Consider the following 24,374-nt stretch of genomic DNA (forward strand, 5'->3'; position numbering starts at 1 on the left):
TATTCGCTGCGCTGGCCGCCAAAGGCGGCAGGCCCGACCAGCTGATGATCGATGCAACTCACCTCAAGGCACACCGCACCGCTGCCAGCTTGCTCAAAAAGGGGCTGTTTCCCGTCGTATCGGACGCACCAAGGGTGGCCTGAACTCCAAGCTTCACGCCGTCTGTGACGATCACGGGCGCCCGCTGATCATGGCGCTCAGCGAAGGGCAGATGAGCGATTACAAAGGGGCTGCCTTGATGCTTGATGCGCTGCCCGGGGCCAAAACCCTGCTCGGCGATTGAGGTTATGACGCAGACTGGTTCCGCGCTGCTTTGGCCGATCGCAAGATCTCTGCCTGCATCCCCTCCAGGGCGAACCGGCGTGTGCCGATCCCGCACCACGCTGCCCTCTACCGCCAGCGCCACAAGATCGAGATCATGTTTGGCCGTCTCAAGGATTGGCGCCGCATCCACACCCGCTACGACAGATGCGCACACACCTCCTTCTCGGCCATCTGCATCGCCGCCACCGTCATCTTCTGGCTGTGATCAATCAGTCCTGAGCCTAGGGAACCGAATCGAGAACGGCTATGTCGGCGACGGACGAACTGCTACCTCCTCAGCACTGTACGACCTGCGTCTTCACCTGAACGCGCAGGACGTGGCAGGCCGCTCAGCCAAACCGCTGCCATCGTAACGATGGCCATAATGAGGGGGGTACGTGCAGGATAGTCGGTCGCGCTTGCGACGAAGATTAGCAACAGTATTGCCGATCCTAGCCGGGGCAGGAGTCCGGCGGAACTTCCGGACCGCCACACGCCCACGCTCTTCCAAAGCCACCAGCCGATCGTCACGATCACCAGCAGCAGTCCGGCGACACCGCCCTCCAGCAGGACCTCCAGGAAGTCGTTGTGGGCATGATTGAAATAAGAGAGGCCGAGAAGGTGTTCGGGTTCGTGCATGCGATAAACGGGATCGAAGGTGCCGAAACCAGACCCGAATGGGAAATAGCTGGTGGTCATGTCGAGGACGGTTGGTAGCGCCTGGCGGCGAAGGTCGTCTGCGATTTCCAAGGTGAAGGCCCGGTCCACCGAACGCGCGCGGCCCAGCGTCACGCTCAGAACGACCGCGGCCACCAGTATGGCGGCCCCGCCGGTCATAATGCCGACGGACACGATCTTTGGAAGGCGCCGCAGCTCTGCCGCGGCCGGGCGCCGGACGTTGAGAAGGCCAAGGCCGACGCCCAGGAGCCCCACGAGCATTCCGGTGCGGGATCCCGTCGCCAGGATGATAAGGACGAACAGGAGCAGGAGGGCAATGGCCACCGGCCCCTTCCAACGCTGTCGCTTTTCGTCTCGAAACGCCCAGGCCGGCGCCAAAAGGCAGCCGATCGCCACGAAGAGCGCGAAATGATTTCGGTTAGCGAAGATCGCGCTTACGGAGCCAGGAGAATCGTTGACGAGCGGATGATCGAAGTTGCCTCCTGAAAATTGCAGCAGGCCTAGGAAGGCTGCAGCTGCGATCAGCGCGAGAAGCAGGACGGCGATACGCCAGTGATTGCGCGGTCCCAAGGCTGCGAGCAGCAGCAGAACGAGGATCGGCACGGCGAGCGACGACAGGGCGTTCAACGTACCTCCCGGCGATATGGAGAGGGGCCGCCATGGCTGCTCCCGACCGGCGATCATTGCGGCATCTGTAATCACGTACCGCCCAGGCAGGGCGGTCCAGAGCTCGGGTGGAAGCGGCACGAGTTGCAGGACCAAAACCGCGATAACGGTCAACAGAAACGCGCCCACCGGCAGCAGCGAACGCCACTCTGGCGGCTGACAGAATAAGGCGAACGCCGCAAGAAACATCCAGGTCGTGACCTGAACGACCACTTGGCCCCCTACATCTCCGCGTGAGGCACCGCCGCTCAACCAGAATAGTATCAGCACAGCGAACATCATGAAGAAGGGTATCCGCGACTGCGACCGCCGCGTCACCGTGCTGTGATCAAACATGAACGTTTCCCAAGACAAAGCGCCCCCCACCTAGACGGATTGCGTATTGGACGAAACGATAATCAGCCTTAGTGTGATTCCATGCCCAGGTCCGGATGCCCCTTCGTCTCCTTAGCCTTGATTTCGGCTGCGCTCTCAGGGTGCTCTCCCGATCGCTCTGTTCCGCAGAACGCGAAGGGCGGCGTTCAGTCGGCGCGGCAGGAATTCAGCGAGGAAAGCAAAAGAGCGGCGCAAGCCCTGTCGCTCAGCCGCAACGTGACTGTTGAGCGAGCCGAAGGCGAATATGCCCGCGCGCTTCTCTGCACTCACGGAATGAATGTTCTAGCCCTTCGCGTCCAAGACGCCGCGGGCTTGGCTGACGAACAACGCGAAGCCGTCACGCAGGCACAAGCCTACTTTGCTGACCAGCTACAAGCCCTTGGCGAGGGAGAGGGTAAGGGGACAGAAGAAATTGGCAGCGATCTTGAAAAAACTGCGGACGAACATCGTGACGAGAGCGAAAGTGTCCGCATTGCCGTCAGCTGCCTTCAAGCCTTGCAAGACGAGGCATGAGCGCCCGTTCGATGGCGGCTCGATAGTGTTGGACGATAATCTCCTCGTCGAACTCGCGCTCCATTTTGTCGCGACCCGCTTTTCCCATGGCTGCTCTCTGTTCTCTTGTATGAGAAAGGAAAGAAGCCATTGCTTGGCTTAAGCTGGCGCTGCTTCGCGCCTCGCATAAAAGTCCTGAAAGCCCCGGGTCCAACACAGATCGACATCCCGGCACGTCTGTCGTAATGACTGGTCGTCCCATCGCTGCAGCTTCAAGCAGCGTTCTCGGCGCTCCTTCCCGGTAGGAAGGTAGTACGATGCAATGTGCGTCCGCGATAAATGGGCGAACATCTGCTGCGTTTCCTAAATACTCTATGATACCGTCAGCAACCCATTGTCTAACTATCTTTGAGTCTATGGCGGATCTATTTTTGGCGTCTAAAGGCCCCAGAAGCCGAAACCTTACTTCACTCGGATAGGGTCCAGACTTCGCGGCTTCGACGAACTCGAAAACGCCCTTATCTCTGATCAACCTAGAGATCATCAAGAAAGTGATCGGACCTCTAGTCGGGTAGTCGGCGAAAGCATATTTGTCGAGATTGATACCAGACCCAGGCAGTACGGTTGCTTGATCCGATCTTATCATCGAGCGATCAATGAAAAGATTTCTATCGTCTGTGTTTTGGAAAAACACCGTATCATGCTTAGAAAAAGCAACTCTATACAACCTCGTAGCCAACGAGTGGAGCATAAAATTAGATAGAAAGGCTGTGCCCAATCCTGTAACATTAGGAATAACAGGAATATTTAGTATTCTCCCTGCTATGGAGACAAAAACATTATTCTTTATCGTGTAGCTTAATACGACGTCTGGCGTGTTCGACTTGAGTACACGAACGAATCTTTTGACCAGGGCGGCGTCAGTTATTGGGTTTAATCCCCTGACATCCATCGGCAATGGAACGAACCGACAGCCAATGTTATTGAGTTTAATTGTGCTCTCATCCACTGGAGCAGCTATTGTTACTTCGTGACCATCATCCAATAGAGCTTGGATAATGCGTGTGCGAAAGTTCCAGATATTCCAGCTGGCATTCGCTGTTACGAGTATATGTGGAATAACCTTTACCTTTGATCTGTTGGCCTGGGGCTCAATTCCCAGTCGGCACCGCTTCAACCCCATGGGAGCCTTCTACATGAAGGGGAGCTTCATGGCATAAAGCGGTCCGGAGGTGACCGGAGCCGGTGCTCTGACATTGAACTGGCGAAGAAGGGTGATTTAAGGGTTCAGGCGGTCAAATTACCAGCATCCTGAATTGCGAGGCAGCTCCGCAAGCAGCCATCTGTGCTCGGGCCCTGCTTTGCACCGGCGGCGGGGCCCCTGCTGATCTGCCCTGTCGTTGAATATGCACGCTACGAGTGAGCGGGCGTCTAGCAAAAGGAGACTCAGCCGCACTACACGGCGTGAAAACGGCGCGCGGAGCGAGATACTCGCATCTGGCATAACGTTCGACCACCGATCATGCCGTATAGCGGCCCAAGATCATAGCTGTTAGAGCGGCGCTGCTGAGCACTTCGAATGCGATGTTGGTCGGCATGAGCGTGATCCCCTCCCTTGCTGAAGGTTCCAATCGTTTCAATGCTTGTCGACAAGGCTTGTGCGCCGCCGCCCGCGGAGGCGGTCGTCAACGACGTTCTACGCTAGCAATTTGAAGATCGTTCGTCATCTTCGGAGCTCCACGCTCTCTCGCAACATCCTTGCGGTGGCCACCGGTACAGCGGCCGGACAAGCCGTCGCCTTTGCATTCTCGCCACTGATCACCCGTATTTACGGTCCTGAAATATTTGGCATTCAGGGAGTCTTTCTGGCGCTGGTAAGCATTTTAAGCCCCGTGGTCGCCCTGCGCTATCCGCTTGCGATCATCGTGGCAGACAACGACAGCGACGCTTGGCATCTTCGGCGGCTTGCAATGCGCATGGGCTTCGCGCTTTCGGCTGGGTTGACCGTACTGCTCTTACTGGCCGCCGAGCCTATTTCCGTCCTTCTGGGTGCAGAGGCTTTAGGACCGCTGATCTGGTTCCTTCCACTCGCGCTGCTCTGCGTGGCGGCACAAGATGTCGCGGGTTATACGGCGGCGCGCCGTGGACAGTTCAGGCTGGTTGGGGTGGTCACTGTTGTTCAGGCCTTTCTCGCGAATCTTGCGCGGGTCCTTGGTGGTCTCGCCGCGCCGATCGCGGGCGTTCTGGTGGCCGTCACGTCCGTGGCTCCTGCGGTTCAGGCAGGCCTCCTCAACCTGAGGATCAAAGGATATCCGGAAAGCCGCGGCGCCCTGGGCAAGGAGGAAGTTTTCAGGCTGTTATCCAAGCATCGGGATTTCCCTCTTTTCCGTATGCCGACCGATGTCTTGAACTCTGCTTCGCAGTCGGTACCGGTAATTATGCTGGCTGCACTGTATTCGCCAACGGCTGCGGGCCTGTATGCGCTCACCCGTAGTGTTCTGAATCTCCCGGCAAATCTTATCAACGCTGCGATCGGGAATGTACTCTATGCTCGTTTCGCCGAACTTTCTCGGTCCGGCAGCGAACTCTGGGGCATGCTTCTTAAATCGACGCTGTATCTCCTCTCCCTGGCGCCGATCATAATTGGTGTGTCTTGGTTTTCGCCCGACATCTTTGCTTTTATATTTGGTGAGGAATGGAGAGAGGCTGGGCATTATGCGCAGTGGATGGCGATCTGGATTTCCCTGATGATAGTGAACGTGCCAACGTCGCGGATCGTTGCTGTCATAGGAAGACAGGGATTGTCCCTCCTTTTTAACGTGGCCCTACTGGGGATACGCGTCCTGTCGGTTCTCGCGGCTGCTTGGACATCAGCTGATGCCAGAACAGCAGTTGCCTGGTTCTCAATCAGTAGCGCAGGTATGATTGTACTAAGTCTGGCAGTTTTCTCATACTCCACTTATAGATTTGATATGAATACGAAAGCGAGTAATGGCTACTGACTCGGCAAATATTTTGTTCGGTGGAGATGTGGCGCTCGCCGGGGCTTACGAGTCCTTGTCGAAATCCGCAGGGGGCGGAATTTTCAACGACCTGATAGACCTGATAAAGATTAGCGATTTTACTATGGCTAATCTTGAAACACCTGTATGCGAGTCGTCGAACGCGATCATAAAGTCAGGTCCGACAATACGAGCGCTGCCGGAATCCTTGGTCTCGCTTTCCGAAGCAGGTTTTGGTGGCGTCTGCTTGGCGAACAATCATATCTTCGATCACGGGAGAGAGGGGCTTTCGCAAACGTTGGCGGCGCTTGATAAATACGGTATTCGGTATAGTGGTGCTGGACTTGATCGTTCTTCCGCAGAAGCTCCAGTACGTCTGCACCTTGCTGGCAGGCAGGTGTCGATATTTTCATTTGCTGAACGAGAATTCAATGTCTCAGAAGATGGGGAGGCGGGGGCGGCGCTTCTTGAACCTCTTCGTATGGCCCCGCTGCTTTTGCAGGAACGTCGCACCGCGGACGCTGTTCTCGTTTGTGTGCACGGCGGAAATGAGTACTTTCCTTTTCCGCGCCCCGGCTTTCGAAAGCTATGCCAATTTCTGGTCGATATGGGGGCCGATGCGGTCATCGGACATCACCCGCATGTGCCGGGTCCGTATGAGATTTACCGAGGAAAGCCGATTGTCTACAGCCTTGGGAATCTCATCTTTGACCACAAGCAGCCGCCAAAGGAGTGGTGTGAAGGATACCTGGCGCGCATAAAATTGCGCTTTAGTTGTGCCGGCGATGTTGGCGTGAACCTCGAGATAGTCCCCTATCGGCAATCTGCCGCGGAAGGAGGTTTGCATTTATTGAGTGGCGATGAAAAAGCTGAATTCATCACACGTATCGAAGATCGAAGAGCGATTCTGGAACGGCACGAAAGATGGATGGCGGAGTGGCACCAATTTGTCCGGCGAAGACAGTGGCAGGCGATGATAGATCTCTTTTCGCCGGTTCGTTTTCGGGGAATGAGACGTATTTCTAAGCTACCGCTTTTCCGCAATATGATAATGCCTTCTTCTCGAAAACTCCTGAGACTCAACATGTTGCAGTGTGACTCTCATCGAGAGGTGGTTTTGGCCGCGTTAAGCGGTATGGACAATGCTGGGCGAGCTGATCCGAGCATAAAGGAACCTCATGCTGGCCATTCACACCGATAGTGGTCCGTTTGCCGCCGGATGGGTCGAGTATTGTTCGAAGAACGATATCGCCTTCCGTGCAGTGGATTGTTTCTCGAGCGATATTGTTGAGCAACTTCAAGGATGCCGGGCTCTCCTTTGGCATTGGCAGCATCATGATTACCGGGCGGCGCTGTTTGCCCGGCAACTCGTCTATTCGCTGGAGACGAGGGGTCTTGTCGTCTTCCCCAGTCGTGCCACGTGTTGGCATTACGACGACAAGGTCGGACAGAAATATCTTTTGGAGGCCGTAGGCGCGCCGCTGATTCCGAGCCATGTTTTCTACGACGAGAAATCCGCTACGGAATGGTTGCGGAATTCGGGTGTTCCTCTGGTCTGGAAGTTACGGGGCGGCGCCGGCTCCAGAAACGTAAAGCTGGTTACCACGACACAGAACGCTCTTCGCATTATCAAGCGTTCCTTTCGAAGCGGGTGGCGTGCCTCGCGCCTGCACGCGCTGGACGAGCGGGTGTGGGCGTTTCGCAGAGCTCCATCTTCGCGCAGTTTTCTCGGCATAGCGCGCGGCATTGCACGCGCGGTGCGTCCGCACGAAAAATACCGAAACCAAAGCACGGACAGAAACTACGTCTATTTCCAGGATTTCGTACCCGAAAACGACCATGACATTCGCGTTGTCGTGATTGGCGAGCGGGCGTTCGCGATAAAGAGGATGGTGCGTAAAGGCGACTTCCGTGCGTCGGGCAGTGGCCTCATCATCCATGACCCCCGTGAAATCCCCCGGGATTGTCTTCGGATCGCGTTCGACGTGACGAAGGCGATCGGGTCCCAGTGCTGTGCCTACGATTTCGTCCGCAGCGGAAATGACTGGAAGATTGTTGAGATCAGTTACGCGTTTTCGCTAGCGGGATACACCGCGTGCCCCGGCTTTTGGGATGCGGATCTTCGGTGGCACGAAGGCGACTTTCGACCCGAATATTTCATGATCGAGGACGTTATCTCCCACCTGAAAAAGGATCATATTCCTTGATTGGGAACCGTCACATCGCGATCTATCTCCCCTCACTGCGAGGGGGTGGGGCGGAACGAGTCATGGTGACCCTGGCAAATGCTTTCGCAGCCAAGGGCCACCGTGTGGATCTGGTGTTGGTCAAGGCTGAGGGGCCATACATGGCCGAAGTCTCGGCCGCGGTAAACATCGTAGATCTCGGCTGTCAAAGGGTACTTAGCAGCTTCTGGCCGCTCGTACGTTATTTGAGACGCGCGCGACCTGCATCGCTTTTGTCTGCGCTTTATCATGCCAATCTCCTTGCTATCCTGGCGAGAGCTGCGGCCCGAACCGGTACGCGTCTCATCGTCAGCGAACGCAACAGCCTCAATCGCCGCAGGCCCGGACGTTTGACGCGTCATGCCATGCGTCGCCTTTATCCGTTCGCCGACTGGGTGGTCGCCGTGTCTCGGGGAATCGCCCAGCAGCTTATAGCAGATGTCGGCGTGCCGTCACATCAAGTGATCTCGATTCCCAATCCGGTCGATATCGACAAGATCGTGGCTCTTTCAGCATGCCGGCCGCCCCACCCTTGGCTTGCGGAGGGGGAACCACCGGTCATTCTTGCGGTGGGCCGGTTGGAAGAACAGAAAGACTATTTTCTCCTGCTGGACGCTTTTGCTAAGATCAGGTCGGAATCGCCCGTCCGTCTTGTTATCTTGGGCGAGGGCAGCTTGCGTGGCGCGCTGGAGCAGCATATCGCCTCGAGCGGTTTGGCGAGCAGCGTTATTCTACCTGGTTTTCAACCGAACCCGTTCGGCTGGATGGGGGCTTGCACTGCCTACGCCATGTCGTCGCGGCATGAGGGGTTTCCGAACAGTCTGGTCCAAGCCCTGGCTTGCGGGGTGCCTGTCGTCAGCACAGACTGCCCCACCGGTCCTCACGAGATCCTAGAGGGAGGGAAATGGGGGCGGTTGGTGCCCGTAGGTGACGTGGATGCATTCGCAGAGGCTTTGAGGGAGGCTCTTCATGTTCCCAAGGGCCGAGACGTCTCAGCGATGTTGCAAAACTTCCGAGAATCGAAAATCGCCAAAGATTATGAGACACTTCTCACGTGACGACTGCTTATTATCAGAACCTTGAAAAAGGCGCGGAGCCGGGTCGCCCCAGAGGAATTTTGCTACGCATCTTTCCTCTCGCGTTTTCCATCTTCTACGCAGTTTTCCTTACTCAGCTTCCTTTGGAGTTGTTCAAGGATCGTGCAAATTACCTGACATATGCCGCCTATAGCGACATCATCTTTGAGCGGTATAGCGCGGGCGGGCTGCTTGCTACTATAGCAAACGAACCGCTGTGGCTGTTTCTGAACACCGCTCTCAGGCAGATCATGTACCCGGACAATGTCGTCCGGGTGTTTATTTTCGTTCCTGCATTTTTGGTGTCTTGGCAGCTCCTGAGGCGCGACCCGCGGCACGCACTATGGATGATTACCTTCTTGCTGTCGCCGCAGGTTATTAAAAACCATATTATTCACCTTCGCCAAGGCGTTGGATTAAGCGTGTTCATGCTCGGATATTTGGCGACCACCCAATGGAAACGTGTCCTGCTAATGGGCGTTGCTTGCCTTATACACGCATCCTTCGTATTTATTTGCGTAATCGGCCTTGGCGTGTGGGCGCTGAAGTTAGCTAGACTTTCACCGCGCATGCAACTAGTTTCTCTATTATTTGGATTTATGATAATTGGAGCAACGATTGAGATTTTAGCCGGCGAGGTGGGTGCGAGGCAGGTTTACGTTTATAATGAAGCGGAACTAGATATTAGCGGTATCGGTTTTGCTTTTTGGGGAGTAATATTTCTATTATTTTTGTCAGCGGGGGAGGGCTTTCTTGAGAAGAACATGTTTTCGTTCTCGGTCTTAGCATTTTATCTGGCGGTATATTTCCTGACACCCCTGTCTGGTCGAATTTTTGAAAGCGGTATGTTTCTCGTTTTTCTGGCCGGGTTGTCTCTTTGGGGATGGCGTCGAAATGCCTTCTTGGGAGCGTTCTTTCTGTTTACCGCCACCGGTTACTGGATGCGCCTGGGCGAGCCTTGGTTCGGTTTCGGAATTTGGTAATTTAGCTTCATAGGGTTTGATTTAGGTGACCTGACGCAGACATAAGAGCGTGCTCCTGCATGATCTGCAGTACCGAAGGATCCGGGTGGAGCCTGTAAAGGGCCGGGACTAGAGTAGCATTCTGTTCCCATTCAACGAATATCGACCCGCGGCGATTGGGCTTCATGCAAATTCGTTTGTTTGGATTGCAGTTGCCTGGACGCTTGGAGTCGGGGTAGCGCGCGGCGGGCTTGCTCAGGCTTATCTCCGTTGGTTCTGGCCATACCCAATTATAGACTACGCTCTTCTCCGGCTGCGTTGGCCTTTGGAGCCGTCAACAAACATTCTATCGAAGAGCAAACCGAGTGAGGTTGGAAGGATTATGCGACGTGTTCTGCATGTAATTAGCGGCTTACAGGTCGGTGGCGCCGAAGGCGCTCTTTATCGACTTTGTAAGACTGACACGCGGTGTCAGCATCACGTAATTTCTCTGACCGATCTTGGCATATACGGCTCTCGGCTAAGATCGATCGGCACCTCCGTAGACACGCTTGGCATGCCGCGCGGCAATATAACAGCAGCCGGCTTGTTTCGGTTATGGCGGCTAATTCGCGAAATACGCCCGGCGGCGGTGCAGACTTGGATGTACCACGCTGACCTCCTCGGTGGGTTGAGCGCGAGGCTCGCTGGGATCGGGAATGTTGTTTGGGGTATTCGGCATACCGAACTTGTCCAAGGTGAGAGTAGCGACCGAACGATTGCGGTTGCGCGGCTCTGCGCGCTTCTTTCGGGGGTGGTTCCCAGGAAAATTGCTTGCTGTGCGGAGCGGTCTCGCCAAGTCCACGGAGCAATGGGTTACGACAACCGCAAAATGATCGTTATCCCAAACGGCTATGATTTATCCGTATTCTCCCCAGATCCCTCCGATCGACGCGAGATTCGTGAACGCCTCGGAATACCAGCGGCAAGCGTCGCCATCGGCTTCGTGGCTCGCTTTGACCCACAGAAGGATCACCGCACTTTGCTTCAGGCTTTGAGTGAGGTGAAGTCGGCGGGGGTTAAGATTTTGTGTTTGTTGGTCGGTCAGGGCCTCGACGACGCCAATGAAGACATTCGAGCGCAGATGGGGGCGTTGGGCCTCACGACAGACGAAATTAGATTACTTGGTCGCAGGAACGACATTCCGGCGGTGATGAATGCGCTCGATGTCCACGTCATGTCATCCTCATCGGGTGAGGCGTTTCCAAACGTGCTTGCTGAGGCGATGGCGTGCGGCACACCCTGTGTATCGACGAACGTTGGTGATGCAGCCGATATTATTGGCGATACAGGTTGGCTCGTTCCGCCGCGCAGTCCAAGCCACCTCGCCGAAGCGATTCGCAACGCGTTATCGGAGGTCGGCGGGTCCGGATGGGATAAACGCCGCGCGGCCGCCCGGCACCGTGTGCTGGAGAATTTTCCTATGGAAAAGATGGTCAAAAGATTTCACGACGCATGGTTTGACGAGGGCTAAACTCGTAAACTGCTGATGCGGGCGGTAACCGCAGTTCGCGAGTGATGCGCCTCCCTGACTTTTACCAGTCATCGTTAGAGTCTGGCTTTTTCATAATTGTTTGGAGGGTTTCCAACTCGTTTGCCAGAACCCTGTCGCCACTTTGGGCAGCGTTCGTGGAGAATTCCGTCCTGATTCATCTCCAGCGTATATAAGAACGGTGTTGACCCGACACGGAATTATAAAGCATTCCCAGGCGCGGCGCGATTCACGCTATTGGATGAGAGGGAAGCCCGCACCCAATGGATCAGTTCTTCTCAATAGACATGCGCCGCTGGTATCTAGCGCTGTAGATGCTGGAGCCAGCAGCCGGGCGGCGCCGACGCGGTTCGGATTTGTGTCGGCGACAGCGATCCGGTGGCACGCGCACCGCCGTGAGACCGGGAGCATCGCGCCCAGGCTACAGGGCGGGGGCACGCGCTCATGGCCGATCGACGTTCACCGCCCTAATTGTTCGGGAGACGGGAGCACATCAAGGATATCGCTCTCGACGAGTTGCGGATCGAGTTCGCGCGTGCAGCGCTTGACGGCGCTGCACCCATTTTTCGTGCAACACGGGATCTCGCGCGAACAAGACCGGACATGCGGTCGAGCAGCACCGTATCGATGTCTGAGGCGACGACCCGACTGGTTCGACGGGCAACTCAATCTGGATTCGCATCCCTCACCCTGACCCCCAGCCATGGCCGCTGCGCTCACGGCGAACGGCTGCGGGTGGGATATCCGCATGGCCATCGCAGTGGTGACTACGCTGACCGCCGGCCTCAGGATTACGGTATGGTCGAACCGATGGCGCTCGCGGGTTGATCCGACGGCGACTCGTGCGAACACTGTGTCAGCCGGCTCTCTTGCCTCGATACGCCGCAGCGAGGTCTTCATTATGGAGGACCCTCTTGACCCGCACCTGCTCCTGCGCGCGCGAGCAGGATCGAGGACGGTTCACGTGCGTCGATCTTCCTTCCTCCCTACGGCCTTGGATTTTAGCGCGACCAAGAAAATGTTCGTCAGATCACGGGCGATGCCGCTAGGATTACACCGTCTCAGGGGTTCTGGAACCTCACGGGCAACCTCGTCGGTCATTTTCAACGCGCTGAATGTGCGAACTCCTCAGTTCGCGCGGCTACGATCCACGCATGGGAAAGCCTTAAAAGAACTTAGGAGGCACGTTAGACACAATGTCCGCATCGTGCAGGCATTGCGGCTGATCCCGCGGCTATGACATGCTCGAACTGTTCAGGAGCTGCATGTCCTTCTTCAAGGTGGCTACCACTTTAGTGATCATCGCCATTCGAAAAATCAGAACTCCGGCATTCAATGGGCGATGACCGGAATGCTTGACCGCGCGAAGCTTGGTTACAAAGCGTGCGGGGAAGAGATGCCTTGCTATGCGGCCCATCCATGGTTTGGATTTGGTTTTAGAATCCCTTTTTAACCGCTGAACTGCGTAGCTCAGAAGTGGCGCAGTGAAAATTTCTTGGGCCGTTGGCGAACCGAGAATGTCACCGGCAATCATTTTGAATTCTTCGGAATTCGTAATTGTGGTGAGCGACCGATGGGCTGCTTTGCTGGCGTACGGAACCGATGGCAGCAAGGCAGCCACCATCTTGCGGAAGGCCGATTTCTCCGTTCGCTCCGCGCTTAGCATGGATCGAACGGTCTCTAGAATGTGCCGTGAGAGAAAGGGGTTTATAACATCGATATAGCCGGCCTTGGCTTCCGTAAGCGCCGACAGAATAACCGGCAGGCGGTGCTGATGATACAGTCGGTCTCGCCAGTTCTCCAGGGTTTCGTTCTCCTTACGTACCAAGGTGTCAGGCAGAGAATACAGTTGCAGCCCAAACTCTTCAATTTGCGCGGGCGTGAAATGGCGATGGAGACCAGCGACGCCGATTTCGATCTGAACCTGTTCCTCCGAAAGGGCGTGACTCCAGCCAAAGCCTTCGTCGCCGCGAAGGATTGTGGACGTTCCTCTTTCGTGCATCGCCTTCCACTGCGTCCAGCCGCCCGCAGCCGCGCTGAAATGATCGACGCGACCTTCTGACAGGGAACAGAAGCGATCCATCGCAACACTCAAGGGCGTATTCTGATCATCGAATTCGACAATGCTGTGAGTGACATCGCTTGCGGCAGCCACGCGCGCGGCGATCGACGCGTCATCTTGGGGCCTTGGCGGTTCAGACTTTGCTCTGATGGAAAACGTGCTTGGACGGAGGGCGTGCGGCATCATCATTAGCAATCCGCGGCTATCTACTCCCCCCGATAAAGACAGTTCGCGGTGCGGCGCTGGCGGAATGTTAGAGAGTGTGCCGGTTATCGCCTGACGCAATTTTGCTGCGTCCGCCGAAGGAAGGGCCGAAAAGATAATGGGCTTCGTATCAGTCTGGACTGTCCATTCTTTGAAATCAACATGGAGGGTCGTTTGTGGGGGGATCATTCTGATCCGACGATCCCAAGCTTGATCCGGTCCTAGGCAGCCCGTTCCCAGCGACCAAGAGACGGCCTCTTCATTGAGCTCAAAGTTGCCAAGCAAGGCGACAATGGCTCGCATGGAACTGGACAGGAAAACATGATCGTCCGTAATCGCGTACCAACCGGTACGCGACGCGGCGGCATCAGATAGGATCTCAAGCTTGTTGCGATCCCACCGCGCCAAAAGAAAGTTGCCATCCGGCGTTCTCTGGCCGACGTCATCCCAATTCTTCTGGTCGGAAAACAATAGCCCCAAACCCACGCCCTTTTCGGACGCGAGACAATCTTGGGAGGGGTTTGCGAGAGAATAGCAGACCCTCTCGCTCATATAATCGTGACTGCGGTTTGGGAGAATATTGTCAGGGACCATAATCCCAGTCAGCGCCTGCAATTGTTTTTCCGTGACGCCATGTCGATCGCGGCCGCAGATAAAAACTAACTTGGTCATTCAAATAGAACCCTACAAGGACATTTGCAACCGCATGACGAGGGCACGTTGCCGTTGCGAACACTTATCAAAAGACATTAACGCACGTCCCTTTATTCATCATTACTACTCGATGGTCCAGCTGCCTGTTTGTTCGAGAATGGTCCAGGTGTCGGCGCCCGTCTTTCTAACCCGCAGTGTGGCCCCGTCCTGGGATGACGAAATGGCTCGTAAATGGTCGCGCTCCGCGGTAGAAAGCTGCTCGCCCTTTGGAACACATATTCGTCCGCTTCCTCGGCCTCCGGCAATCTCGAAAGCGAGTTCCGTACCCACCGGCTGCGTGCCGGCAAGTGTATATTCGCGGGTTTTCGAAACCTGTACAATATTGTGCACAAAGCTATTTGCAGATTCTAGGATCATGTCCACGTCAGGCAGCAATCTTCTGCTGACTTGATGTCTATCCCGGAACTCGGCGGTCTCGGCACTGAGGAAGACGCGGAGTCCCGCCAGGTCGACTGGATCCAAGATGCGGATATGATCGAGCGGTGCAGGATCTGTATGCCTCTGATCCTTTACGAAAATTGCGGCGCTGGCGTCGGCGTTTTTATTCGTCAACCGAATGTCGGGAGCGATAATGTCCACCGCGCCCAAGGCTTCCGAGCCGTCGTCCCCACCTGGGGCGAAGATGCTGATGGCTGAAGCAGCCGCAGCCGGCGTCACCGAATTTCTGTTCCAGTCCGTAATGACGGGCTCAACGACGCGTACGAACGGCCCCGAAACGGCCTTTCGTCGGATTGAAATCCCGGCTTCACCGGCTTTGTCGGAGCGAGCGCGGATCAGATCGATCCGGCCTCCTATGTCCCTGGCGGACGTCACCGAAAATCCGGCGACGCTTTTTGCGTCAGAACAATCGACGAGGCTGATGGAGACGGGGTTTGGAGAGCTCGTGAGGGCGGCCAGATAAATGCCGAACCCAATACCGTCCGAGTTTCGCGTACGTGTCCGGTTGAAGGTGACGTCTTCCAGATACTCCCGCGGATCATTGGGTTCGATATCGACGCCCCACTGGGGGGCGCTGCCAAACGTATGTGCGCTTTCGTGATCCTCGCTCAGGAATCCGCGCACGGAAATCAGCGACAGGCCGTTGCGGCGAGCACGGATGGCCTTCGTGTTTCTGAACAGAATATCCTGACTATATTTCCGGCGCCCCGAGCCGATATAGAAGCCATCTCCCCAGCAATCTTCGGCTATCAGGTTTTCGACAAGAACGTTGCGCGCGCCGCGGACTGACAGGCCGAAACCCCATTCTCCTTCGGCGCCGCGGTGGGTGTCGCGCTCGCCGATCAGCCGCGCGCCATTGCCCTCTATAACGATGTCCTCTTCATCCAAGATGTTGAGGATTTCATAGTGGGAGGACGCGTTTGGCAGCGCTCTGATGCGCATTTCGGGATGCATGACCCAGTGTGAACCGGAAGGAATCACTAAGCCGCGGCGGCCGTTCGTCGGCGATACGACATCCAATGAGATGTCCAGAGCACCCCACTCAATGGTGCGGCGTTCCTTTGCTGCATCTCGTACGAAATCGAGAAGCGCGGCGCGCTGATCCTGGTTTCCGGAAAAGATTCCGTGCATGGCCGGGCGCAGTGTGGCGCGCTGGATGTTGAAGCCGAGCTTGCGGTCGCGGTTGTCGCCTCCATTCAGCAGGTGGTTCGGAAATGGCCTTGCTGCAGCGGCGTAAGCGGTGACCGCCATACCGGCAAGGCTGGCGAGGGCGGTCCGCCGGGTCAGCTCATTCATAAACGTTCTCACGACGTGGCGATAAGGAAGAGGCTCGCAAGGTCAGCGGGTGGGCGGCGTGAATCTCGATCTCGCGAATTGGCGGGGAAGATACTTGCCCTAACGGCGCCATTGCCCTAGGCGCAAGCTCCTTCCTGTTCAGCGCAATCCCGTCTCTAGCGCAGGGTTGTAAAGCCCGAATTGGGCGGTCGACGGCTTCATGTAATGGCTTTACCTGGCTGTGAACTGCAACTATGATTTTGTATTCCTTTCTTCTCGGACATAGTCCTCTTCCCAACATGCTCAGACTTGTCAGTGTTCTTTCGGCCTCGGTGGTTTTGGCGGCTTGCGCCACACGAGCGCCTATAGAGCCAAATGCCCGTTTGACGGTTGTGGAGGGGCAGTCTGAGTTGCCAGCGCCTTATCGCACCGATCTTGGCGCTCCAGACAGGATCTCCCTTATCGGCCCCCTCGACACGATCGAGGTGAACGTTTTTGGTGTTCCCGACCTCAGCCGGCAGATGCAGGTGGACGGCAGCGGACGGATCGCAATGCCGCTTATCGGTACTGTGGATGCGGGCGGGAAGACGGCGAGCGAACTGGCGGATAATATCGAGCAGGCGTTGATCGGGCGTTATGTCCGCGATCCGGACGTAACAATCAATATTCTGAGTTCCGTCAGCCAGGTCGTGACCATCGACGGCGAGGTCGAGGAGCCGGGACTGTATCCGGTGACAAACCAGATGACACTACTGCGGGCGGTGGCATCGGCGCGAGGGTTGGGGGAGTTCGCGGATCGCGAGGATGTTGTTATTTTGCGGACGGTGGATGGCCAGCACATGGCCGGCCTCTATGACATTTCGGCCATTAGACGCGGCATGTATGATGATCCTCCCATCTATGCGAACGATGTGGTCGTTGTGGGTGACTCCCCCCAGCGTCGGCTTTTCCGCGACGTAATTTCGCTTTCACCGCTTCTTGCTTCGCCTCTTGTCGCGATCCTTCGATAGATTTCCCCCGCATGAACATTCTTTCTGAGCTGAGATCTCCTGAATACGTGCCGCCGCGCGGCTCGCTGCGCGCAACAACCCAGGAGGACGGCGACACGTCGTCAGTTCTGCAGGATTATCTGCGAATAGCGTCCCGCTGGCGCTGGGTGATTATCGGCGCGACGGCGACTTGTCTGCTTCTCGGAATTGTCGCTACGCTTTTGATGACGCCGCTCTACACGGCGAAGTCCACGATCGAGATCTCGCGCGAAGCCGATCAAGTGGTCAACTTTCAGGGGGCCGAGCGTGAAGTCAGTGCGGCCGACCAGGAGTTTTATCAAACGCAGTACGGGCTGCTGCGCTCCCGCACGCTTGCAGAGCGTGTAGCTAATGAACTCAATCTCGTGGACGACCAGCAGTTCTTTGAAATGTTCGGAGGTCCGGATACGCCCGCATTTGAGCTTACCAACGGCCGGTATGCCGCTTCCGGCCGGCCAATGAGGGAACGCGCGGCGGGACAAATTCTACTCGACAATCTCAGCGTGGATCCGGCACGACTTTCAAGACTGGTGGAGATCAATTTTACCAGTCCAGATGCTGACTTTTCGATGCGGGTTGCCAATGCTTGGGCGAAGAATTTCATTCAAACCAATCTCGAACGAAAGGTTCAAAGCACGTCCTACGGACGGGAGCAGCTTCAGCAGCAACTTGCTGAGTATAAAGATCGGTTAGACGAATCGCAGAGACAGCTAGTCGGTTACGCTTCGGCGCAGGAAATCATCAACCTTCCAGGACAAACAGAAGGGTCTCCTGATCGTCCGATCGTCGTCGATACACTCGCGGCCCTTAATCAGGCTCTGACATCGGCTACCGCCGACAGGATTGCCGCCGAGGCCACCTTTCGAGAGGCGGGCGGCGAAGGGGCTACTGGTCAGGCTCTGACGAACATGGCCATCAACAATCTGCGGTCCCAGCGCGCTGAATTGGCAGCGCAATATAGTCAGATGATGGTGCGTTTCGAGCCTGGCTATCCAGCGGCGGCCGCCATTCAGTCGCAGATCGAGGAGATTGATCGCGCTATTGATCGTGAAGAAGCGCGAGTCGCCGGTGCTCTCGAGGCAGAGTATCGTCAGGCCTTGCAGCGTGAGCAGAACCTTGAAGCGCGAGTGAACGAACTGAAGCAAGAATATTTGGGTCTCCGCCGCCGCGCCATTCAGTACAATATCTATCAGCAGGAAGTTGACACTAACCAAGCCCTCTACGACGGTCTTTTGCAGCGCTTTAAAGAGATCGGAGTTGCGGGCGGCGTTGGCGTAAACAATGTCGCAATTGTGGATTTGGCCGATACGCCGCAGGCCCCTTCCAGCCCCAATCTGCTCATCAATCTAGCAGTTTCGATCTTGGGCGGACTGATTTTGGGCGCTGCAATGGCGTTCGCCCTCGAGCAGCTTGATGAAGGGTTCACGGATCCGACGGAGGTTAAGCGAAAGCTCGGTTTGCCGCTTCTCGGCTCCGTGCCGAAGGCTCAGGAAGGCACGCCCAAAGAAGCGTTGCTCGATCCGAAGTCGGAACTCGTTGACGGTTATCTTTCAGTTTATACGAGCTTAGGCTTTACCACTGAGCATGGAGTTCCACGTTCTTTCGCGGTGACGTCTACGAGGCCGGCCGAGGGTAAATCGACCACGGCGCTCGCGCTGGCCACGACACTTGCACGCGCGCGGCGAAAGGTGATCTTGATCGATGGCGATATGCGTTCACCCTCGGTTCATCAGCTTGGGGGGGTGGATCATGATCGCGGGCTTAGTAACTTCCTTACTGGCGAGAACGACATTGATAGCCTGATTTTCCACATGGATGATCTGGGCCTGACGGCGATGTCTGCCGGCCCGATTCCTCCGAACGCGGCGGAGCTTCTTACAGGAAATCGGCTCTCGACGCTGATCGAACGGCTGCATGAAACCTACGATCATGTTGTGATCGATTCTCCGCCCGTCATGGGTCTTGCCGACGCCCTTCTCATTGCCAGCCGGGTGGATGGTGCCATTTATGCCGTCGAGGCGCATGGCACACGTTCTACCCACGTGAAGACGGCGCTGAACCGTCTGCTGGGTGCCAATGTGCGCTTGCTAGGCTGCGTTTTGACGAAGTTCGAGGCTCGTAAATCTTTTTACGGATATGGTTATGAATATGGCTATGGCTACGGACGCGAGGATCGGGAAGGTGAGCTAGCCTGATGCCTGTGCGCGGCCCTCGATCTCGCCGCACCGGGTCCAGGCGCCATTCTGCAGCCCGATCACGTCGCGAGTGGCTGGGCAGAACGGCGCTTGCGTTGGGACTCCTCGCGGGGGGGTATGTAAGCGTTGCACACGCACTTGCGAACGTTGTTGCGCAAAGCGACCCGAAGACGGCAGCATTACTTGCACCGCACGATGGGCGCATCCTCGCCGAGCTCGCATGGGATGAGTTTTCGGCCGCGCCGGATCCCGCGCCGGATTCGCGCCAGGCCCGTTTGGCCGAGCGGGCTTTGATGAAGAACGCGACGGCCACTCAGGCTCTGAACGTGCTCGGGGTACAAGCGCAACTGCGATCGCAGGACGCGCGCGCCAATCAGGTTTTCGACTATGCGGTGACGCTTTCGCGGAGAGAACTGCCGCCGCAGATGTGGAACATCGAAGCCGCCGTGGCCCGGGGGGACATTGATGGGGCGCTTCACAACTACGACGTGGCGATGCGTACCTCCGAGAAGGCCCGGACTATCTTTTTTCCGATTTTGGCTTCCGCGGTCGCTGAGCCGCTTGTGCGCCGCCCCCTCATGACGATCCTCTCGGATCAGTCTGACTGGGCGCGGCGATTCATTCGCTACGTCCCCTCCAGGAAACTGGACCCGCAGGTCGTTGCGACATTCTTGGACGAAGTCGAGGCCGCAGGCCTGCCGGTTCACGATGCAGATCGTGCAGCGGTGGTACGAGGTTTGATGGATGCAGGGCTTGGTGAGCGCGCGTGGGCTTATTACCGGTCGTTTCGATCCGGTGTTCGCCGTGACCATTCCCGAGATGCCGATTTCGAACTTGATGCCGCAGCACCGGCGCCGTTCGATTGGAGACCGGGCAACGCCGCCGGCTTGTCCGTGGGTATCCTCCCGGAGGCCGGGGGCGGTTTGCTCGATTTCAGCGTACCCCCGAGTACGCGTGCGACGATCGTGCGGCAGGCCCAGCTGCTGCCCCCGGGCGCCTACCGACTGAACGGGCATAGCAGCGGCGTTGACCAACCGGCACGGTCGCACCCCTATTGGACTTTGGCGTGTAACGATGGCCGGGAACTCGGTCGGATCGATCTCCCGAACTCGGCAACTGAGAGCGGAACCTTTTCGGGACGGTTCGACGTGCCGGCAAACTGTCCGGTTCAGCTCCTTTCGTTGGTAGCAAGGGCTTCGGACCGGGTTTCGGGCGTATCCGGACAAATCCGCGATGCCGAGTTGGTGCCGGTGAACGAATGAACGACATTCGCAATTCTGACTCGTTTTCATGGCGGCGCTTCATATGGACCGGTTTGGCGTCCGGCGCGCTGGCGCTAGGCGCTCCGGCGCTTGGCCAGCAGCGTGATGCCGAATCGTCGGAGAAGGGTGCTGTGCAGCCGAATGGCCTGGAACAACTTGGCCGCACCTCGCAAAGCGTCGCAGGGGAGCTAGGTGAGCGGCAGACCGTTGCCAATACGCCAGCCAACACGGAGCCCATGGCGCGGATCAACAATCGGATCTCGAACCGCATCGAAAGTCGCATTGAGAACCGCATCGACAGGACCTACGAGGAAGCCTCCAGCGCAACAGGTGCATTTGTCGCCGCCGGAGCGCGAACACGGCAGGAGCGTGAGGTTCCGCGTTAGACGCACCGACGTGGCTGTTCGTGTTCCCGTCGTGGGAGGGGGCGAGCTGCTAGCGCGCTCCGCGGCGCGAGAACATGATCTCTAATGTCTTCAGGGCGATCAGGAAGTCCAAAGACGGCGACAGGTTCTTGATGTAATAGAAATCATATTGCGTCTTGTGGAAAATGTCTTCGATACTTGTGACGTGGCCCTGATTGATCTGCGCCCATCCCGTAATGCCAGGGCGCACGACGTGCCGATACTCGTAGAAATCGAGCCGTTCATAGTACCAGGCCGAGAGGGCCTGCGCCTCTGGCCGCGGCCCGATTAAACTCATTTGCCCGAAGACGACATTGATCAACTGGGGCAGCTCGTCCAGCCTGCTATCCCGCAGAAAACGCCCGATATTCGTCACGCGGGGATCGGCATCACGGGTGATCTGCGAATCCAGGTCGTCGTCGTTCTGTTCCACCTGCTTCATTGTCCGGAACTTGTAGGTTCTGAAGCGTTCGCCACGGTAACCGACGCGAACATGCTTGAACACGGCCGGCCCGGGAGACGTTAGGCGGATCAGCGCCGCGATCATCAACATGGGAAGCGCAAGCAGCGCAAGCGCGGCGACCGAGACGACGACGTCGATGACCCGCTTCACTGCCAGATAGCTGAGAGAAGGCACGAGGCTGCCGAAGTGATTTTCGGACAGATGGTCGAAGCGCACCTTGCCGGTCAGCGATTCATAGGCCTGCTTTACGTGGTAGACCGGAATTCCGCGGAGGACCGCGCGGGCGATTTCGCGTTCCCAGTCGGACGGCAGATCTTCTCGCAGATCGACGATGACCGCGCCCTTCGACAGTGCCGCCAGGCTTCTGGGCGTTTCGAGTATGGTGAACGGCAGTTGCGGCAGGTCGTTCATCAGTTCCGCTGTCTGATCGCTCATGATCATGTGAAGTCCGCCGCGCGGCGCGGCGCGGACCCGGCTGCTGAACACCCACATCAGGGTGAGGGCGCTGCCATAGCCCACGCCCACAAGCCAGACACTGTAGGGGATCCGGAACGCAAAGGCGATCAGGATCAGCACGCCATAGCAGGCGGTGACGGTGGGAAGGATAAACCCCAGCTTTCGGGTTCCCGGGACACGTTTTATCGAGCGGAACGAAGACGCGGCGACCAGGTTCGCGATCTGGGTCGCGCAGATGGAAACCCAGAAGGCTGGGCTGTCCGTGATCTCACCCGAGACGAGATAAAGCGTTGCCAGCTGCAGCAGCGGGACGAGGAGAGCCATGACCGGCACCTGAAAGCGAAGGCTTTGCAGCCAGTGCTGGCGGCTGAGGCTGGTGCCCGTCACGTCATGGGAAAGCGGAACGGCTAAATTCCGCTGTGTGAACTCTGCGTCTGAAATCGTCATGAATGTGAAAGTCCGGCCTTTGGGGACCTTTGAGTATTCAGCAAAACATGGCTCGCCTTGGAATGCGAACGCATGACCGTCCGCTGCAATAGCCGAGCGTCCTCGCAAGGTCGAGCGTTGAGGACGTGAGTAGCCCCTAGTTTTCTAGACGCCTTCCGCTTTCAAAATCTGCTGTCGTTCGAACTGGACGGGTGACAGCATACCGTTCCTGACCTGCCTGCGCACCGGGTTGTAGAATATCTCGATGTAGTCGAACATGTCCTGCCGGGCTTCTTCCCGTGTTTTGTAGGTGCGGCGACGGATACGTTCACGCTTGAGCGACGAGAAGAAGCTCTCAACGACGGCGTTGTCGTGACAGTTGCCGCGCCGGCTCATCGAGTGCTCAAGATTGTGAGCGCGGATGAAGCCAGTCCATGCTGGTGAACTGCGAGCCTTGATCCGAGTGGATCAGCACCCGCTGCTTCGGCTTGCGCCGCCATACCGTTATGTGCAGCGCCTGCAGCACCACATCGGTGGTCTGCCTGCTCTGCATCGACCAACCCACCACGCGGCGGGAATAGAGATCGATCACGACAGCCAGATAGGCAAAGCCTTCCAGAGTGCGATGTAGGTGATGTCCGTCACCCACGCCCGATCAGGGGCAGCGACGTCGAACTGGCGATCCAGCGTGTTATCGATCGCAGGGATGGCTTGCCACCATAGTTCCCGGGGCGACGCTTGTAGCCGACCTGCGCCTTGATACCAGCCAGCCTGGTCAACCGCGCAACCCGGTTCGGGCAGCAGGTCTCGCCCTGATCCAGCAGGTCGTCGTGTAGCTCACGGTAGCCATAGACCTTGCCGCTGTCGTTCCAGGCCTGCCGGATCAACTCTGTTTGCCGAGCATCTTCTCGGGCCCGCTGGCTCAACGGGCTTTTCTGGCAAGCATAGAAACCGCTAGGCTGGATGCGCAGGCATCGACACATCGACCGAACCCGGAACTGGTCACGATGCTCGGCAACGAACGCGTATCTCACTTTACATCCCTGGCGAAATACGCAGTGGCTTTTTTTGGATGTCGCGCTCCTCGGTCACCCGGACCAGTTCACGCTTCAGCTGACGTATCTCCGCATCCTTGCCTGCGTCGCCAGATACCACCTTCGCCAGTTGCCGCTTCCAAGCATACAGCGAATGCTGACTGACACGGAGCCGCTCAGAAACCTCCGCTACCGGATACCCACGCTCAGTGATTTGCGCACCGCATCGCGCTTGAATTCATCGCTGAAATTGGACTTCCCCATCGTCGTCTCCTGCCCTCAAAATTAGGATAGAAGGCGTCTAGGCTCAGGACTGATTGATCACAGCCAGAAGATGACGGTGGCGGCGATGCAGATGGCCGAGAAGGAGGTGTGTGCGCATCTGTCGTAGCGGGTGTGGATGCGGCGCCAATCCTTGAGACGGCCAAACATGATCTCGATCTTGTGGCGCTGGCGGTAGAGGGCAGCGTGGTGCGGGATCGGCACACGCCGGTTCGCCCTGGAGGGGATGCAGGCAGAGATCTTGCGATCGGCCAAAGCAGCGCGGAACCAGTCTGCGTCATAACCTCGATCGCCGAGCAGGGTTTTGGCCCTGGGCAGCGCATCAAGCATCAAGGCAGCCCCTTTGTAATCGCTCATCTGCCCTTCGCTGAGCGCCATGATCAGCGGGCGCCCGTGATCGTCGCAGACGGCGTGAAGCTTGGAGTTCAGGCCACCCTTGGTGCGTCCGATACGGCGGGAAACAGCCCCTTTTTGAGCAAGCTGGCAGCGGTGCGGTGTGCCTTGAGGTGAGTTGCATCGATCATCAGCTGGTCGGGCCTGCCGCCTTTGGCGGCCAGCGCAGCGAATATCTTGTTGAACACGCCAAGCCGGCTCCAGCGGATGAACCGGTTGTAGATCGTCTTGTGCGGCCCGTAGCCGGTCGGCGCGTCCCGCCTGCGCAGACCATTGCGGATCACGAAAATGATCCCGCTGACGATCCGCCCGTCATCGACCCGAGGAATCCCATGTGACAGCGGAAAAAACGGCTCGATCCGGCGCATCTGCGCCTCGCTCAACATCCACAAATCACTCACCGGCAGCGCCTCCTCGCACTCCCGTTG

The 24,374-nt window shown here is 57.2% G+C and carries 17 protein-coding genes and 3 pseudogenes; 13 read left to right on the forward strand and 7 right to left on the reverse strand.

The features are described 5' to 3' along the window. Positions 1–529, forward strand: a pseudogene (locus C725_RS16755) (IS5 family transposase); the annotation flags it as partial. A 62-nt stretch (positions 530–591) separates the two neighbouring features. On the opposite strand, the gene C725_RS14310 reads toward C725_RS16755, so the two are convergent. After that, a complete protein-coding gene (locus tag C725_RS14310) occupies positions 592–1,983 on the reverse strand; it encodes an O-antigen ligase family protein (RefSeq protein ID WP_008603891.1) in 1,392 nt (463 codons plus the stop codon). Between the two features lie 81 nt (positions 1,984–2,064). Between C725_RS14310 and C725_RS14315 the strand changes: the two genes are divergently transcribed. Further along, complete coding sequence (locus C725_RS14315) at positions 2,065–2,535, forward strand: hypothetical protein (RefSeq protein WP_038283606.1); 471 nt, start codon at positions 2,065–2,067, stop codon at positions 2,533–2,535. Here C725_RS14315 and C725_RS15975 read toward each other — a convergent pair. Then, positions 2,501–3,697, reverse strand: a complete 1,197-nt coding sequence (locus C725_RS15975; RefSeq protein ID WP_078056319.1) for a glycosyltransferase family 4 protein — start codon at positions 3,695–3,697, stop codon at positions 2,501–2,503. The two genes, C725_RS14315 and C725_RS15975, sit on opposite strands and share 35 nt — an antisense overlap. A gap of 526 nt (positions 3,698–4,223) precedes the next feature. On the opposite strand from C725_RS15975, the gene C725_RS14320 reads away from it, so the two are divergent. From C725_RS14320 to C725_RS16975, 7 genes and pseudogenes are all read left to right on the forward strand, one after another. Beyond that, positions 4,224–5,516, forward strand: a complete 1,293-nt coding sequence (locus C725_RS14320) for an oligosaccharide flippase family protein (protein ID WP_160165734.1) — start codon at positions 4,224–4,226, stop codon at positions 5,514–5,516. Further along, positions 5,506–6,717, forward strand: a complete 1,212-nt coding sequence (locus C725_RS15980) for a CapA family protein (protein ID WP_078056321.1) — start codon at positions 5,506–5,508, stop codon at positions 6,715–6,717. Before C725_RS14320 ends, C725_RS15980 begins: the two co-directional genes overlap by 11 nt. Continuing rightward, positions 6,695–7,723 (forward strand): ATP-grasp domain-containing protein, encoded by a 1,029-nt coding sequence (locus tag C725_RS14330; RefSeq protein WP_008603896.1) that lies wholly within the window; start codon positions 6,695–6,697, stop codon positions 7,721–7,723. Before C725_RS15980 ends, C725_RS14330 begins: the two co-directional genes overlap by 23 nt. After that, positions 7,642–8,799 (forward strand): glycosyltransferase, encoded by a 1,158-nt coding sequence (locus tag C725_RS15985; protein ID WP_276324534.1) that lies wholly within the window; start codon positions 7,642–7,644, stop codon positions 8,797–8,799. The genes C725_RS14330 and C725_RS15985 overlap by 82 nt, the downstream gene beginning before the upstream one ends. After that, on the forward strand, positions 8,796–9,800 hold the full coding sequence (locus C725_RS14340; RefSeq protein WP_149864711.1) for a hypothetical protein: 1,005 nt from the start codon (positions 8,796–8,798) through the stop codon (positions 9,798–9,800). Before C725_RS15985 ends, C725_RS14340 begins: the two co-directional genes overlap by 4 nt. Positions 9,801–10,161: 361 nt before the next feature. Then, entirely contained in the window at positions 10,162–11,292 is a 1,131-nt protein-coding gene (locus C725_RS16875; RefSeq protein ID WP_008603898.1) for a glycosyltransferase family 4 protein, read from the forward strand. A 313-nt stretch (positions 11,293–11,605) separates the two neighbouring features. Continuing rightward, a pseudogene (locus C725_RS16975) lies at positions 11,606–12,479 on the forward strand (transposase). 65 nt (positions 12,480–12,544) lie between these two features. Here the strand turns inward: C725_RS16975 and C725_RS14350 are convergent. Further along, positions 12,545–14,248: an asparagine synthase-related protein gene (locus C725_RS14350; RefSeq protein WP_008603899.1), complete on the reverse strand. Its 1,704-nt coding sequence runs from the start codon at positions 14,246–14,248 to the stop codon at positions 12,545–12,547. 105 nt (positions 14,249–14,353) lie between these two features. After that, on the reverse strand, positions 14,354–16,024 hold the full coding sequence (locus C725_RS14355) for a right-handed parallel beta-helix repeat-containing protein (protein ID WP_008603900.1): 1,671 nt from the start codon (positions 16,022–16,024) through the stop codon (positions 14,354–14,356). 233 nt (positions 16,025–16,257) lie between these two features. Here C725_RS14355 and C725_RS14360 point away from each other — a divergent pair, with 233 nt between their 5' ends. The 4 genes from C725_RS14360 (at position 16,258) to C725_RS14375 (ending at position 20,874) form a co-directional block, all read left to right on the forward strand. Next, complete coding sequence (locus C725_RS14360; protein ID WP_243442766.1) at positions 16,258–17,013, forward strand: polysaccharide biosynthesis/export family protein; 756 nt, start codon at positions 16,258–16,260, stop codon at positions 17,011–17,013. Between the two features lie 11 nt (positions 17,014–17,024). Then, the gene (locus tag C725_RS14365) at positions 17,025–19,226 is read left to right on the forward strand and encodes a GumC family protein (RefSeq protein ID WP_008603902.1); all 2,202 of its coding nucleotides are present in this window, start codon (positions 17,025–17,027) and stop codon (positions 19,224–19,226) included. Positions 19,227–19,321: 95 nt separating this feature from the next. After that, positions 19,322–20,488, forward strand: coding sequence for a hypothetical protein (locus tag C725_RS14370; RefSeq protein WP_038283619.1), 1,167 nt, complete (start codon positions 19,322–19,324; stop codon positions 20,486–20,488). Next, complete coding sequence (locus C725_RS14375; protein ID WP_038283621.1) at positions 20,485–20,874, forward strand: hypothetical protein; 390 nt, start codon at positions 20,485–20,487, stop codon at positions 20,872–20,874. The genes C725_RS14370 and C725_RS14375 overlap by 4 nt, the downstream gene beginning before the upstream one ends. A gap of 49 nt (positions 20,875–20,923) precedes the next feature. Here the strand turns inward: C725_RS14375 and C725_RS14380 are convergent, their stop codons facing one another. The 3 genes and pseudogenes from C725_RS14380 to C725_RS15990 all read right to left on the reverse strand — a co-directional run bounded on the left by C725_RS14380 (position 20,924) and on the right by C725_RS15990 (position 24,347). Continuing rightward, positions 20,924–22,258, reverse strand: a complete 1,335-nt coding sequence (locus C725_RS14380; RefSeq protein ID WP_008603905.1) for a sugar transferase — start codon at positions 22,256–22,258, stop codon at positions 20,924–20,926. A 144-nt stretch (positions 22,259–22,402) separates the two neighbouring features. Beyond that, a pseudogene (locus C725_RS14385) lies at positions 22,403–23,535 on the reverse strand (IS3 family transposase). Between the two features lie 57 nt (positions 23,536–23,592). Further along, a protein-coding gene (locus tag C725_RS15990; protein WP_149864712.1) for an IS5 family transposase occupies positions 23,593–24,347 on the reverse strand; the annotation gives its coding sequence in 2 pieces (ribosomal slippage) (positions 23,593–24,014 and positions 24,014–24,347; 756 coding nt in all). Positions 24,348–24,374: the final 27 nt, after the last annotated feature.

The organism is Pacificimonas flava (assembly GCF_000342165.1).
In the GTDB taxonomy this organism is placed as follows: domain Bacteria; phylum Pseudomonadota; class Alphaproteobacteria; order Sphingomonadales; family Sphingomonadaceae; genus Pacificimonas; species Pacificimonas flava.